Annotated in this window: 9 protein-coding genes; 3 read left to right on the forward strand and 6 right to left on the reverse strand. The window is 39.6% G+C overall.

Annotated elements, in window-relative coordinates; all coding sequences use genetic code 11:
- Positions 1–214 precede the first annotated feature (214 nt).
- From EV194_RS01060 to EV194_RS01080, 5 genes are all read right to left on the reverse strand, one after another.
- The gene (locus tag EV194_RS01060; RefSeq protein WP_165921772.1) at positions 215–3,358 is read right to left on the reverse strand and encodes a glycoside hydrolase family 2 TIM barrel-domain containing protein; all 3,144 of its coding nucleotides are present in this window, start codon (positions 3,356–3,358) and stop codon (positions 215–217) included.
- A gap of 239 nt (positions 3,359–3,597) precedes the next feature.
- Positions 3,598–6,054 carry an immunoglobulin-like domain-containing protein gene (locus EV194_RS01065; RefSeq protein WP_132431213.1) on the reverse strand — a complete coding sequence of 819 codons (2,457 nt, stop codon included), beginning with the start codon at positions 6,052–6,054 and terminating at the stop codon, positions 3,598–3,600.
- 197 nt (positions 6,055–6,251) lie between these two features.
- Positions 6,252–8,441, reverse strand: coding sequence for an immunoglobulin-like domain-containing protein (locus EV194_RS01070; RefSeq protein WP_132431215.1), 2,190 nt, complete (start codon positions 8,439–8,441; stop codon positions 6,252–6,254).
- 257 nt (positions 8,442–8,698) lie between these two features.
- On the reverse strand, positions 8,699–9,133 hold the full coding sequence (locus tag EV194_RS01075) for a hypothetical protein (protein WP_132431217.1): 435 nt from the start codon (positions 9,131–9,133) through the stop codon (positions 8,699–8,701).
- A gap of 90 nt (positions 9,134–9,223) precedes the next feature.
- Positions 9,224–9,547 (reverse strand): hypothetical protein, encoded by a 324-nt coding sequence (locus EV194_RS01080; RefSeq protein ID WP_132431219.1) that lies wholly within the window; start codon positions 9,545–9,547, stop codon positions 9,224–9,226.
- Between the two features lie 390 nt (positions 9,548–9,937).
- Here EV194_RS01080 and EV194_RS01085 point away from each other — a divergent pair, with 390 nt between their 5' ends.
- Positions 9,938–10,981 (forward strand): S41 family peptidase, encoded by a 1,044-nt coding sequence (locus EV194_RS01085; protein ID WP_132431221.1) that lies wholly within the window; start codon positions 9,938–9,940, stop codon positions 10,979–10,981.
- A gap of 56 nt (positions 10,982–11,037) precedes the next feature.
- Here the strand turns inward: EV194_RS01085 and EV194_RS01090 are convergent, their stop codons facing one another.
- A complete protein-coding gene (locus EV194_RS01090; protein WP_132431223.1) occupies positions 11,038–13,113 on the reverse strand; it encodes a beta-galactosidase in 2,076 nt (691 codons plus the stop codon).
- 560 nt (positions 13,114–13,673) lie between these two features.
- Here EV194_RS01090 and EV194_RS01095 point away from each other — a divergent pair.
- Together EV194_RS01095 and EV194_RS01100 are read left to right on the forward strand one after the other, a co-directional pair.
- Positions 13,674–15,935 carry a S9 family peptidase gene (locus EV194_RS01095; RefSeq protein WP_132431225.1) on the forward strand — a complete coding sequence of 754 codons (2,262 nt, stop codon included), beginning with the start codon at positions 13,674–13,676 and terminating at the stop codon, positions 15,933–15,935.
- Positions 15,936–16,019: 84 nt separating this feature from the next.
- A complete protein-coding gene (locus EV194_RS01100; protein ID WP_243699292.1) occupies positions 16,020–16,736 on the forward strand; it encodes a pyruvate formate lyase family protein in 717 nt (238 codons plus the stop codon).
- The last annotated feature ends 7 nt before the right edge of the window (positions 16,737–16,743 follow it).

Genomic DNA, 16,743 nt, shown 5'->3' on the forward strand with positions numbered 1-16,743 from the left:
CTTGTTATTTTGCGAACTGCGCATCCAACTCCAGTTTTCACATCTGTAAATAAACAGACTATAGAGCTATTAAAAGAACGTAAGCAAATATAAAAAAACAATACTAAAAAGTCAAAACAACTATTAACAAAGAATTGCATAATACTCTCCTATAAAGCATTATGCAATTCACTTTATATGGATGAATCCAGATAAATGTACCCCTCTTTGTTTTCTATTTCAAAAAATCAAACCCAGTTTTGAAATTATCACTTCTATCAATGGCCTTTATTCTGAATTGATATTCATAATTGCGCGGCATTATGGAGTAATTTGCATGCGGACGTGCTCCCCAGGAGGTGTCTCCTCCAACACCCATCACTTTATGATCGATATTTAGATAAACCTCATCTCTGGGATTAAGATCAATGGTATGGATTTGTCCGCGTCCAGGAAGCGTAAAGTCCTCAGGCGTGAAATTCAAAGCGGAGAAACCTATTAATTCTTCACCTTCAATAAGAAAGCCATTGCCATCCTCATCGGTCAGTTTTAACCAACGAACATCGGTTTTATAACCATTCTCCTGTGGAGCAGGATACCATTCCAACTGATCGGCTACGGTGCTATGATAAAGATCGATGAAAGCGGATGTTTTTCGGTCAGGGTAATTCTCCCAGGGGCCTCTTCCATACCATGTCAGGTTATTAAATCGGCCGGGCAATGACATCATCATTCCCAATCGTGGTAATACTGGCAGGTCATTTTTCCCCGGCTTAAAATTCATTCGCACTATGAGATCGCCGGAACCGTATATCGTATATGTTATCTCACAACCTCCTGCATCACTATTAAGTGCATACTCAACCGTAACTGTGGCCTTTCCGTTTTGAACTGACGAACTTTCAACTCTTACCACTCGGGCGCTGTCTGCTGCATGTCGCCAAATATTCAATAATTGCGGCATCTGATAACCATAATCATTATCATTGGGAGCCCTCCAAAAGTTTGGTTTTGGTCCGTTATCGATTAACTCCAACCCGTTACTTATCCATGAAGATAATTCTCCGGTATTTTGATTGAATGCAATCGCAAAATCTTCTCCGCTATACCTCAATTCTCCTGAAGCACGCTGAAAACTCAGAGGTCCATAAGAAGGGTAATATTTCTCGCCAGCAGTATTTGGAATTTCCAACTGAAACGCTGCCAATTCATGTTCTTTTGACAGAATGCCCCAATCCTGATTTAAAACCTTTCTGATAACAACAAAATACTCCTCTCCGGGAATTTTGTTCAGACTTTCGAGTGGAAGCTCGTATTGACTCTTCTCTCCTGCTTTAATATGAGGCGCACTAATAACTCCCGATAATTTTGTTTTGCCATTTGACCTTACCTCCCAACGAAAATCAAAACGATCAAGAGAAATAAAGTCATAATTATTTTCAATTCTTATTTGATTAGATGTAAAAGGTATCGGCTCTATTTTCACATATTGATAAACATGTTTTACCTCATGAAGCGATGGATTGGGGGAACGATCCGGTCTTACCAGACCATTCATGCAAAAGTTGCTGCTTGAAGGCGTTCCTTCAGGACCAAAATCACCTCCATATGCCCAATAAAGAGTTCCGTCGTCACTGAATTTTGCCAGTCCTTGATCAACCCAATCCCAAATAAATCCTCCTTGAAGGTTTTCATACTTTTCTATGACGTCCCAATAATCACGCAGGTTTCCAACACTGTTCCCCATAGCATGTGCATATTCACACAAGATGAGAGGACGATCCTGGATAGATGTTCCATGGCCTACGAGTCTGTCGATTCTTGCGTACATGGGAGTAACAATATCAGTATTCCTGCCAGTGGCAGCTTGCTCGTACTGAACCGGTCTGCTTAAATCTCTGGCCTTAATCCAATCATATGTAGCTTCAAAATTGGGTCCGTTTCCGGCTTCATTTCCAAGCGACCATATAATCACCGAAGCATGATTTTTATCCCGTTCGACCATTCTTCTGGTACGATCGATGTGTGCAGCCATCCAGGTGGTGTCTTTGGCAAGACTTCTTTCGCCATATCCCATTCCATGGGATTCGATATTAGCTTCATCTACCACGTAGAGTCCAAATTCATCACACAATTCATAAAATCTGGTATCATTTGGATAATGGCTAGTTCTTACCGCATTTATGTTATTCTGCTTCATCAGAAGAATATCCTGAATCATTGATTCTTCAGATATAACATGACCAGTAAATGGGTCGTGGTCATGGCGGTTTACACCCTTTAAAAGCACCGCTTTCCCGTTAACCAACAGTTGAGCACCTGCTATTTTCACTTCACGGAATCCAACTTTAACAGCCAATGACTCAAGTTCACGGCCTCTTCTGTCTTTTAAAGTGACAGCGAGAGTATAAAGTTCAGGTTCTTCAGCATTCCACAATCTGATGTTTTGCAAAAAACCTTCAAGCACAATCTGTGTATCATCATTCCCGTTTGATCTTACCTGCCCGGTCGTTTTTAGAGCAACCTGATCACCATCTATGAGTTTGATTTCAACAGAACCACGTTCTGTTGATTTCAAATGATTTCTAAGGTCGACCTCTACTTTGACTTCAGCATCCCGGAAATTATTTTTCAATTCTGTTTTAAAAAAGAAGTCTCTAATTCTGAATTTTGGTGTTGAATAAAGGTACACGTCTCTTTCGATACCAGACAATCGCCAGAAATCCTGATCTTCAATATAAGAGCCATCACACCATCGATAAACTTCAAGCGCAAGGGTATTGCTTCCGGTTCGAATATAGGGTGTAATATCGAACTCTGCAGGGAGCTTAGAATCCTGAGAATAGCCTACCTTCTGTCCGTTTACCCAAATATACATAGCCGAAGTGACCGCGCCAATATGAATAAAAACCTGACGGTTTGACCAATCATCAGGAATTTCAAAGTCTCTGCGATAGGATCCAACCGGGTTGTTATCATGCGGAATTTTTGGTGGTTGCGGATCGTTGGTAAATCCAAACCCTGCACTTACATATATAGGAACTCCGTAACCATTAATCTCCCAGTTTGAAGGCACTTCAATTTCATCCCAACTTGAAACATCGTAGCTTTCCATAAAAAAATCACGAGGACGGTCCGCGGGTTTGGGAACCCAATTAAACTTCCAGGTTCCATTTAGCAATTTAAAATATGGAGACTTCTCTCTGTTAAAAGTAAGTGCCTGATTGAGCAATGGAAACGAATAAAACGAAGCACGCGGCTCCTCTTTATTGATGTCAAAAACATGTTGATTTTCCCAATCTTTTGGTTTCTCTGCGCTTATATTTGTTGACAGAGCAAAAAAAATGAGGATGCTTAAACGTGAAAATAGAGTTTTCATAGTTATCATTATATCATTGCAAAAATTACTTATTACTCGAGATGCGTTTTCATTTCTAGTTTTGGATCGTTACAGTTATGTTTCAAGGCAATTCAGCCAATCTTTTCTTAGTAGATGTTTAAATTTAGATTTTAAAGGATTTTGTAGATTATATCATTATCCCGAGACAATCGGGATAATATCTAAAAATCTATTTAGTTTGTTCGATATAAATCGAAACAATCTCTATGTCAAAACATTCATCTCAGCAAAATCTTTTGAACCTCGCTCACCACATTTCTTTTTGATAGCTGAACCAGATAATACCCTGGTTTTAAATGTGAAACATTTAAAACTGTTTCATCAGAACCTGCTTCTACTTCCATCACTTTCAATCCTGACAAATTATAAATAGAAATTACACTTTCATCATTTAAATAACCGGGATGATTAATCAATAAATAGTCGCTGGCTGGATTTGGGGAAATCGAAAAGTTCTGTTTCTTAAAATTAAAATCCCGTATTGTCGTGGATTCGTCACCATAAGCTGCCTTTAGCGCATTTAACTCCGCCTGCGTGATAGGAATTACCGTGCCATGCCGAGGATAAAAATCCATCGAAACCAGGTGATCTATTATTTCAAAGTTTTCCAGATCATAGGATTTCGTGAATTGGTAGGTTCCCCGCATGTATACATCGTACATTAGAATATAAGTATCTGTGTTAATTAAGCGATATACACAGGATCCCTCAACAGCATCGTTGGTTTGTTGCAAAAACGGCTCCTGCACCACATACCCTTCAGTTAATTGATCTGAGACAGCCTTTTTAATTCCATTGCCGGCCCCCTCTGTTTTGAAAAACAGATGGTAAACTCCGTCTTTATAAACAATGTCGCCATCAATACAAGCCACTTCGTTCGGATGATACAATAATTGTTGCGGAGAAGACTCCAATCCTGTAAAATCTTCATTGGCATAGGCATAATAAATAATATCGTATCCTCCCGGCTGTCGCATTGAGAAATAAACCATAATCTTCTCCTCTTCCTCATCAAAGATACTCTGTGGTGCCCATACTCTTGTTACATCATAGAACTCACTAAAATTTTGAGGGATATTGACAACAGAGTGAGTCCAGTCAATTAAATTTTCAGATTTAAGAAAAACCATGGCATGATTAGACCATCCGTCATTGGGAACATACAAATCGGTAAGAACCATATAAAACATTCCATCGGGGGCACGAAGGATGTGCGGGTCACGAACACCTCCCCGGGAACTAATGGTATCAGGAGAAATGACTGCTTCGTTGTTATTGAGCGCAGTAAAATTATACCCATCATAGCTGATGGCGTAATGCACAGCCTCCTGACCCGGCCCGTTACCAAGAAAATAAGCAAAGAGATAAGCATCGTAACCTTCATCCTCGGCCACAAACACCTCAAAATTACGAACCATTGACTCGGTTCCTTTCGAAATGGTAGCGGTTAGATTAACCAGTTGTTTGCCTACTCCATTGGGCGAAAGAGTTATTAAAATCCCGTTGTCTGATAAAAAACCGGGCTGATCGGACGACCAGATTATGGTTGTTCCTTCAGTTCCTGTAAAAGGAAGCTCTAAATTTGCTCTCAGGTTATTAATATTTCCTTCCAACTTGATGTTGTCTGCATCCATTTCAACAGAGGAGTGATCGGACAACCACGGATACACAGTGGCAACATAATCATAAGAGAACGATTGTCCTTCTTTAGAAAAAACTGCGGTCAGCACCACTTCAACCGGATCATCACCTATATCGGGTCGAGTTACCACACCGGTTTTAGAAATAAAATGAGGAGCTGAAGATTCCCACTCCACCGCAATATTCCCGATTACCAAAGGCAATGTCAGGTCGACAAGAACTTTATCGATATTTTCAATTAACAGCTCATTTGCAGCATCTTCGAGTTGTCGCAATACTAGTGCCTGTTGCAAATTGGATCTGTTTGATTCTAAATTAATTATTTCAGATTCGGTTAACGCCGAATCATAAACTCGAAAATCAGAGAGTAAGGCATTTCTCAGGTATGCGTCTCCTCTATATGCTGATTTTCCAATAAAGTTATGAGTGGTGTTTCCTAATGCAGATGGAGCAATTGTTACGGTACCAGACACAACAGGCACTCCATTTAAAAATATTGTACCCGTATTTTCTGACTGGCGATAAACCAGATGTTGCCATGTGCTTTGAGGGAAAGCTGAATTATAATTAACAGACTGTTCGCCTGTCCAATGCGCCTCAGAAATTGCAAATCTGGTGGTTCGGGCAGAGAAAAACATAGCGCCATTGCGTTGGTTAGCCATGTCATCAGAATTACCAAAATTCCAAACAAACTGGCCATGGGCAGAAAGGTCGGCGGCTGCATCTATAAAAACATAAGTTGCGATGGTGAAATCTTCCAATTCTCCTATTATCTCTCCAACGGAAGCCCCCAGATTAAGATATCCATTTTGACTTCCTAGATTTAGAATAAAGAAATCACCTAATTGTTCAACTTTAGCATCATTTGAAAGTACTGCCGGGAATTGGCCTGATTCATCGTAAAGGCTGTTTCCACTGACATTATTCCCATTAAAGGAATAATGTAAAATTAAACCGTTATTATTCTCAGCATTTGCTATTGTAAGGCTAAAAATCAGCACAAATACTCTAAAAAAAACATCACGTAATATCATAAGGTCTCGTATTAATTCAATCAAACTCAAAGTTTGTTAATTTTAGTTTAAATAAATATCAGATACTTTAAAACATCTAATCCGTTTTCGACAAAATTGCTTCAAATAGTAATATCCGAGGTAATGATTAACAAAAACAAAAAGCAGAAATGTGACTGAGCACATTTCTGCTTTTCTTCATGATTAACCCAATCTAATTACCTCCCCCATCTGGCCATAATGTTATTCAATTCCTCCTGAGTAATAGGAATAACAGTACCATGCCTTGGGTGAAAATTCATTGATATTTTATGATCGATCACTTCAAAATTTTCCAAATCAGTAGATTTGGTAAATTGATATGTTCCTCTTGAGTAAACATCATACATTAAAATATAAGTATCGGTATTTATTAAACGATAAACACATGATCCTTCTACAGCATCATTTGTTTGTTGCAAGTATGGCTCTTGTACCACATAACCTTCTGTTAAACGATCGGAAACAGCCTTTTTAATACCATTTCCCGCACCCTCTGTTTTAAAAAACAGATGGTAAACTCCGTCTTTATAAACGATATCACCATCAATACATGCTACCTCATCGGGATGATACAGTAATTGTTGGGGAACAGTCACTAATCCGGTAAAATCCTCGTTTGCATAAGCATAGTATATGATGTCATATCCTCCCGGCTGAAGCATAGACCAGTATACCATAACTTTTCCTTTCTCTTCATCAAAATAACTTTGAGGAGCCCAAACCCGAAGAACATTACTAAACTCTTCAAATTTATCTGCAATATTTATTTTTGCATACGTCCAGTTAACCAAATCACTGGATCTTAAAAACACCATGGCATCATTACCTGACCAACCATCATTTGGTACATACAAATCGGTAACAACCATGTAGAAATATCCATCTGGCGCTCTTAAGATGTGTGGATCACGAACCCCGCCACGCGCACTTATGGTATCGGCGGCAATAATTGGTCGGTTGTTATTTAGAGCTCTGAAGTTATATCCATCATGACTTATGGAATAGAAAATAGCCTCTTCACCCGGACCATTTCCAATAAAATAAGAGAACAAATAAGCCACATACCCTTCATCTTCTGCCACATAAACCTCGAAATCACGGGTTTTTGACTCACTCCCTTTTGAAACATGAGCCGTAAGAGTCACCATTTTTTCGCCGTCGCCATTTGGAGACAAATTAATTAACTTGCCATTGTCAGATAAAAATTCACGATGAGATGACTCCCATCGGATGGTCGTTCCCTCAATACCACTAACAGGCAAAGCCATATCAGCACGAAGGTTATTTACGTTACCTTTGAGTGCAATATTTTCAATATCCTTCTCAACAGATGCTCTTTCACTTAGCCAAGGCTGAACAACTACTGTGTATTTTTCGGAATGAGATTGCCCATTTTTCGTAAACAATCCTGTTAAAGTAACAGACGCAGCTTTTGAACCTTGCGCTGGACGGTTTATTTCGCCTTCATCAGATAAAACATCTGGCCTGGATGAACTCCATCTTACTGTAACGCCATGCGCCACAACAGAAGGCAACTCAAGGTTTTCTACTACATTGGCCAAACTGCCTGGCAAGGCAGTTTGTGCAGCAGATTTTAGCTGCTTATCAATGGTCGCTTTTTGAAGTTTTTCTGTAAGATCCCTAAATCGTCCCATCTCCTCATTACTCAATGCGCGATTATAAACTCTGAAATCCGCCACTTTTGCATTTCTAAGAAATGCATCCCCTCTATATGAAGATCTTCCGATGTAGTTATGAGTGGTCTTCCCCAACACTGAAGGTAAGATGGTTACAGAACTCTCGGCAGTGCGGGATCCGTTTAAATATATAGTTCCAATATTGCCCTTTTGAACATAGGCAACGTGATGCCATTGTCCCTTTGGAAATGTGAGCGAACGAGCAGCCCCCTGCTCTCCGGACCAATGTCGACGAGAGATTGTATATCCAGTGGTTCGTGCTGAAAAGAACATAGAACCATTTTGTTCAACGGCCAGATTGTCTGAGTTTCCAAAATTCCACAAGAAATTACCGTGTGCTGTAAGGTCGATTAACTCATCAACATATAAATAAGCAGCAACAGTAAAATCCTCAAGGCTGCTGATCAACTCTCCGGTTTTGGAGCCCATATCAAGAAACCCATTTTCACTACCAAGGTTAAGAATACCTGTTCTTCCAAGAGACTCAAAAAATGCGTCATTGTGAACTTCTCCGGAATAACCATTTCCGCTGGCATCACGCACTACATTACCAGAACCGGTGGTTCTGCTAAAGTCATAATGTAATACTAAACCTTCTTCTGTTTGGCAACTCGTTGTCGAATAAAACAACACCGCCAGCAACAACCAGTAAAATCTTTTAATCATCATTTGAGTAATATTTAAAACGTTCCAATTAATTAGAGACTGGGTTTACAGCGAAAAAACAAAACAACTAATAGATTCCTCATCAAAGGAACAGATGATTTCTGCAAACACATTTTACGACGTTTCAAAAATTGCAATTAATTATCAAACGATGTATCAGATATTTAAAAACTACTGTCTCTTTTTTAAAAAAAGAAAGGACAAAAGATACTTTTAGTTAAAGTTCCGAGCAAAGAAGACGCAAGCTCATAACGAATGAATCAAGGCATTACAGTTCCTCTCACCCATTTCTCCTTAATTGGAAACCAGTACAGGGCTTTATTCTCAGGATGCTGTTGAATCACATTACCATAAAAATGCATGGTGTCTCTTCGGATGTGAAAATTATAGTAGTTAGCCACAGGAATCCGTCTTTTATAAAAATCCTGATGAATGGTGACCATGGTGGTGTCGTCCACCAGGATGAACTGCCCTGCATTGAAGAACAATGGGCCAGATGGTGTATGCATCAATCCTAAAAATGATCCATCGCTTTTAAATTCCCATGTTCTAAAAGTGCTATCAGCCATGGCAGATTCGAATCTATTGGCCGTTTCAATCATTCTCCAGGTTCCCAATAGCGGATTTTCCGGATTGGCATTTATTGTTACATTAAAAAAAGTAACAATTAAAAAGGTTTTGATCAATGAGTTCATAGTTTTGAGTTTTAAGGTTAAAAAGAGGTAATCTGCTGCGAATTAAAAAGCTGGCTACACCAATAATCTTCTGATGACTTACCTATACTTTTAACTGCCATCAGTTAGTTTTGAAGTAACCGGGGTGTAAAATTCCACCTTTCCACATTTAGGGCATACATACAAGTCGAAACTTTCACGGTTCAAAAACAGAGTTGTCCATATGCTGACAAACCCAAACCGAGTACCTTCATAGAACTTATAATTACCTCCAAAAATCAAAGGAATCCCACATCGCAAACATTCCAAATTTCGTTTCCCGGCGTTTGCATCTAAAAAATCAATCTGTTTTTTCTCTGTGAAACTGTAGTTACAATTCCAGCAAATTTCAAAATTATGCTCAATTTCGGAGTTACAAATGGGACAGGTTTTCATAAAAGGATTTTTAATAATAATACAAACATGAAAGGAGAAAATTCAATAAACAAATAACCAATCACTTTTTCGTACTTGGTAGTAGTGTGGGCGCTTTTAATGCTTTTAAGAAGAATTTTGGTCTGCATTTCGAGTTGGATTAGAGTTACTCAAAAGTAAAGCACCAATAAAAACTTTACAATACAATATCAAAATTATGAATTCTTCAGAGATCCAGATAGTACGTTTTCGGAGAAACGTTTTAATTATTCGAAAAAGACTTAAGTTTTGCAAGGTCAAATTCATTTGCGACAAGTAATTAGCTAAAATATTTCTGGTACTCGTTGGGTTAATAAACATTATTTCATAGTTTAGCTGTGCTGTTATGCTATAACTCCAAACTAAATAATTATGAAACCAATCACCTTCGCTCTCACCCTACTACTTCTTTCCGAATGTAAAACAAATCCTGACCAATGCAATTGCAAAAGCACATTCGATTGGATGACCGAAACATTTATGGAAAATGATGCCGGCTACAGGACTTTGGTTGAATTCAATAACCTGGATGGGGTAAAAAATCACACAAAAGCTCTACGCAGACGTGCTAAGAGAACACGACACATTCGGGAATGTGAAGCACTTATGAATGAGTGGCTCCACTTTTTCCGAAAAGAGCATATTGGAATTTATGCGAAAAGCCATAGCCTTGGGAGGCAGCATAATACATCATCAAAACCAAATAACAGATCTACACAATTAAAAGCTCTGAACGATAAGACTCTGTATTTAAAAATCTTTTCATTCGAATACCAATACAAAGATCAAATTGACAATCTGATTAAGCAAAACGAACTACTTCTTACATCCTTTCCTAATTTAATAATTGATATAAGAGGGAGTGGTGGAGGCAGTGACGCATCTTTCCAAGGTTTGTTGCCATTTATTTACACAAATTCAATGCGTTGGTATGGCGATGAATTTTATGCCTCTGAACAAAATACCATTTTCTTTGAACAATATGCAGGTAAAAGGAGCGATAAATCGCTATTAGAAATGGCAAAAAAAATGAGAAACACTCAGGGAGAATTTGTGATTTTCAATGATCCAGTAATGACGGCATCATTCGACACAGTGATGCCTTATCCGAAAAGAATTGGAATAATTTGTGACAGGTACAATGGAAGTTCAGATGAGAGTTTCTTAGTGTTAGCCCGGCAAAGTCAAAAAGTAAAGATTTTTGGTGAACCAACTGGTGGAGCTTTTGATTATGCAAACATGAACAGTATAAAATCTCCAGATGAGAACTTTGAGCTATGGTATGCTATGAGTAGAAGCACAATAAGAAATGAGTACCCTATAGACGGAATTGGCATACAGCCAGATTTTTATCTGGACAGGTTCCTGGAAGAAGATTGGATTGAATATACCAGAAGTATCCTGGAGCAACAGTAATAAAAAAATCATCAGGCGTTCTGTTAAGCAGAACACCTAATGATTTTTTTATTAATTTATTCAATCTTCCACACCACCACTTCGGCAGGAGCAATATTTGGTTGTCCAACCAAAATTTGTGAACCTGAAGGTATTTTCACCGCATAGTTTTTATCGGAATAGTTCATGGCTATGCCAAAGCTATCACGATACTCCACAATAATTCCTTCCGGGTAGCTTTCAGTTTTAATACCTGCACGCTCAAAAACTCGTGTGAGGACTTTATGCTCCAGTTGGCCATCATGAGTGTCTACTCCAACATAAGTGACTGTCCCTCTTCCCAGGTTCCGCCAGATAACGGCAGGTTTTCCGGCATAAAAATCATCTTCAAAAGTTGCCCATGCTTCAGTTCCGGTGAATGGTTTGAGAATCTCTCCCCAACTTGTCCAAGAGTGCAATTCTCCATCCATTTTTACATGATCGGGGGCATGTGGCATTAAAAGATCGTAGAACTCAATTTCACTTCCTATCAAATTATATATTGGCTGGGCATAAGGTGCTTCCCACAAATGTCCATAAGGATCCTGGTGTCCGGTACGGACGGTCATCACAAGGTGTCCGCCATTACTGGCATAATTGGTCAGTTCTTCAATCAGTTCAAGAGACATTTGCTGATACGCAGGCACAACCAAAACCGGATATTTCGAAATGTCCATGGTGTCGCGCACAAAATCAACAGGAGCTCCAAAAGACTTTAAAGCTTTGTAATATTTCAACACATGGTTTTCGGTATGCCACTCTGTCGTTTGAGGATTATGCGCCATGGCAATGGCATTATTGGGATCGAATAACACACCGGTATAACGTTTGCGGTATTCATCGGGGACATCCAAACCGACAAAGTGCTTACGCAACAGATTTATCTCTTCAATAAATTGTTGAAATTCCAGCCCGCCGGGCGACGGACGCACACCGTCAAAGTCCATGATTCCGTAATGATATTGCTCATAACCATATAAAGGTGCGCGGAATCGATACGTACAAGTAAACTTGCTTCCACCGGCAAAAACATGCCAGTTCCAAAGCCGTACCGCACCTGGAAGCGGTTGCGGATTAATTTGCCCCCAGTTCACCTGCCCTGGTTGAAGCTCCATGACACCAATAATCTCTGACAATGGCCTGAAATAATCGTTGGCCATGGCAATGCGGAGCGGCTCACCTATTCTGTATCCCTTTCGCCCAACTCCAAGCCCTTCTCCATAAATCATATACCGGGTATAAGTCACAAAATCCAGTTCCCGGCTTTGTCCTATGTAACGCACATCGTACATGGGAATGTAATTAGTGGTAATCCACTGGTCGCGTGTTATATGTTTGCGGATGGTTCGTGCCTGCTTATCCATAAACGATGCGGTTTCCCAATCGGCAAATCTGGTATGGTCAAGCCTTTGGTGTATATTCATGCCCCATTGAGAATGTAATGGAATATTAATTTGAGAAAAATCGTTGTACAACCCACTCCAAAAATCGTTGCCCCAGGCTTTATTCAAAGCTTCAATGGTACCGTACTTTTCTTTAAGCCAAACCCGGAAACGCTCATGGGCATCGGGTCCGTAATCTATCGACATTCGTGGTTCGTTATCCAACTGCCAGCCGATGACCCGTTCATCATTCCCATAGCGCTTTGCCAGCTCGGCAATCATTTTTTGAGAATACTCTCTGTAGAAAGTACTGGAAAATGAAGCATGTTGGCGTGCTCCGTGATCCATACGGGTTCCGTCTTCATGGGTTATAAGCACCTCAGCATATTTCCGCACCAGCCATACAGGAGGCGTTGCGGTAGATGTACACAGAATCACTTTAAGCCCATATTTATCTGCCAGAGCAATGGCTCTATCCAGCCATTCAAAATTGTATTTTCCTTCTTCAGGCTCCAGCTGAGCCCAGGCAAATTCACCATAATGGGTAAACTCAAAACCCATTTTGGCCATCTGTTTTAAATCACGTTCCCAAACCGACTCGTCCCAATGCTCCGGATAATAATAAGCTCCTACTGAGATTAACTCTGACGCAGGATAAAATCGCTTTGCACTCTGCGAGTACAAAAAGCTTACCATTAAAAGTAAGCTAATTGATAAAATCATTTTTTTCATGCGTAGACTATTTTAAAAAAAGCCGGATGGAACTCGCATGATAAATTTTCATCCGTGTATGTGATTAACGAATCATGCTCGCTTCATAGATATATTTGCTTGTTATTTATTATTTAAGAAAACTCCTTTACATTAATAGATCGTTAGACTTTTAGATTATTAGATAATAGACGCAAGTAAGTCTCTTATTATCTGCAGATTGTATAATACTACAGCAAGCTCATAAACAATTGATAATTAGGCAAATAAAAAGGATTAACGAACTATTATTACATTATTAAACCGATAAAATGAGCAGCCTGTGTACAATCAATTTAAACTAAAGGAATGATGAGAGCCCGTTATTAATGCACACGCCGGGATTTTCCTTTATAAAAATAAACAACATAAGCAAATAACACAAATATTAACATCTCATTGCAAATAACATTTATCATATCAAATAACAATCCTAATCAAATTCGCTCACTTGTCACATTTTTAAAAATGAGTGGCACTTTTTCTAAAACCATCATAACCATTTCTTAAAATCGTTATATTGCGTTATTAAAACCGATTTTATGACATTTGGAATTAAATTCTTCGGCTACTTATACCGCCTTTTACTGTTATTCATCACATTATTAACCTTCCCTGTTTTTGCTCAGCACACTGCTGAATATTACAAGCAGGCCGACTCCATTTCTAAATTTAACGATATGGTGTACAACACCATATCAGGCTCCGATTGGGTTGACACCACGCAAGTTTTATGGTATGATTTAAAGACCAAACAAGGTACTGAATATTTTCTTGCCGACTCCAAAGAGAAAAACATTCGCAAGGCTTTCGATCATAAAAAGTTAAGTGAAGCCATCAAAAAAGTAAATGGCAGCAATCGGGTATCTCCATACTCATTGCCTATTAGGAACCTCTCTTTCAAAGCAGGTTTGGACACCATTACTTTTACGATGAATAATATAAACTATGAAGTCGATCTTAGCAGTTATGAACTAAAGGAGACCTCACGGGTTCGCCAAAGAGGAAACAGAGGACATTGGGGACAAACAACCGATGAACTGAGTCAATCTCCCGTTATGTCTCCAGATAGTCTTTGGACGGCATTCATTAAAGACTTCAACGTATATATTCGAAACAGGCAGGATAACACTGAGTACCAACTCAGTTTTGATGGAGCACAAGGTGACACTTACTCTTCTTTCATCTCATGGTCGCCAGACTCACGTTACCTGGCAACCAACAAAGTGCGATTACATGAGAAACAATACATTCACTTTATAGAATCTGCTCCTTCGGATCAGTTGCAGCCAAAATTACATGAAATAGAGTATCTAAAACCCGGCGACGCGCTTCCCATTAAACGTCCTTCGCTGTTCAATGTGGAAGAAAAGCTGCCAATCCCCCTTGAAACCAAGTCTTTTGAGCACCAATACTCACTTTCCAACCCGGCCTGGTGGTACGACAGCAGAGGGTTCACGTTTGAATTTAATGAACGCGGACACCAAACTTATCAAGTAGTTGAAGTTGATGCTCAAACAGGAAATGTAAGGGTACTCATTAACGAAACAAGCCCTACTTTTATCGATTACAGCGGGAAACGCTACCGGCACGATACGAAGGATGGTGAGGAAATTATTTGGGCATCTGAACGTGATGGCTGGAACCATCTCTACCTTTACGATGCAAAAAAGGGAAGAGTAAAAAACCAAATTACCAAAGGAGAATGGGTAGTCAGAAGTGTTGAACATGTAGATGAAGAAAACCGTACCATATTGTTCCGGGCCAGTGGCCGGAACAAAAATGAAGACCCATACAACATACATTACTATCGGATTGGATTTAATGGCAGAGGATTTACTGAACTTACACCGGAAGAGATGAACCACCAGGCATCTTTTTCACACAATCACAAATTCTTTTTAAACACCTTCTCAACACCCGAACATCCCCCTATAAGCGTAATTCGAGAAGGAGAAAATGGGGACATTATACTTAAACTAGCGCAAGCAGACATCTCTGATCTGGAAAATGAAGGATGGATTGCTCCTGAAGTTTTTGTGGCAAAAGGGCGCGATGGAAAAACCGATATATGGGGGAACATTTATCGTCCGTCAAATTTCGATCCCGAAATTGACTACCCGATAATAGAGTATATTTATGCCGGACCTCACAGCTCTTTTGTTCAAAAGAGCTTTACGCCATACATGGGTGCTTTTAGCAGTCTGGCTGAACTCGGTTTTATTGTTGTACAGATTGACGGAATGGGTACCTCAAACCGTTCCAAAGCTTTTCACGATGTATGCTGGAAAAATCTGAAAGACGCAGGCTTTCCCGACAGGATATTATGGATAAAAGCCGCAGCAGAAAAATATCCATACATGGATACCACAAGGGTGGGTATCTATGGTGCCTCTGCAGGAGGGCAAAGTGCCATGGGCGCACTCCTGTTCCATCCTGAGTTTTACAAAGCAGGTGTAGCTTCATCAGGCTGCCACGACAACCGAATGGATAAAATATGGTGGAACGAACAATGGATGGGATATCCGATTGGCCCTCATTACCAGGAATCATCCAATGTTACCAATGCCCATAAACTCCAGGGACATTTAATGCTGATTAATGGAGAAATAGACGACAATGTGGATCCTGCCTCCACCATGCAAGTAGCAAAAGCCCTGATAGAAGCCAATAAAGAATTTGAACTGGTAATATTACCATCTGTAGGACACACACTTGGCGGAGTATATGGGGAACGCAAACGAAGAGACTTCTTCATTCGTCATCTTTTGAATCAGAAAACACCGAACTGGAACAGTCAATGAAATCCGTATGACAGGAAACATTAATCTTCCAAAAATACTGGAAATTACACTTCATAATGGCTACGATCCATCCACAAAGAAACAATGACAGGTGAATTAGCCGACCTGGAAAGCTATTCCCAATTACGAATGGCTTTCAAACAACAACTACTTCATTTTATTAAGATCAAAATTGCCGGCAGCAATAAAAAAGAGGAAATATTTATGAACCACATGCCTGCGCCATTCCTCTCATTAATTACTGACGACTGCGTAAAAAATGGCAAGGACTACAACAACGGAGGTGCCCGATATAATACCAATTACATTCAGGGTGTTCGGCTGGGAACAATCACAGACTCATTAACTGCGCTTAGAAAACACCTTTTTGAGGAAAGAAATATTGACCCAGTGAAGCTACTTAACTCACTGGTAAACAATTTAACCAATGAAGAGCAAATTCGCCATATACTTCTAAATAAAACACCAAAATATGGAAACGATGATGATTATGCCGATGAGCAACTAACCGATGTTTTTGAACTGTTTCATGATGTGGTTAAAGGAGAAATCAGTCCTCGCGGAGCAGATTATCGCATTAATCTTCTTCCTACCACTTGTCATGTTTATTTCGGCAGTGTAATGCATGCATCGCCAGATGGTCGTCTTTCCGGATCTCTTGTAAGCGAAGGCATTTCTCCGGTTCAGGGTGCTGACACAAATGACCCCACAGCCGTACTCCTCTCAGCTTCAAAAAATCATAAAAAGGACAGAACAATATGGATAAAAGAACTCAAGGACTTTTCGTTGAAAAGTCCTTGAGAATATT

Origin of the sequence: Natronoflexus pectinivorans (assembly GCF_004345615.1) — a bacterium.
In the GTDB taxonomy this organism is placed as follows: domain Bacteria; phylum Bacteroidota; class Bacteroidia; order Bacteroidales; family Marinilabiliaceae; genus Natronoflexus; species Natronoflexus pectinivorans.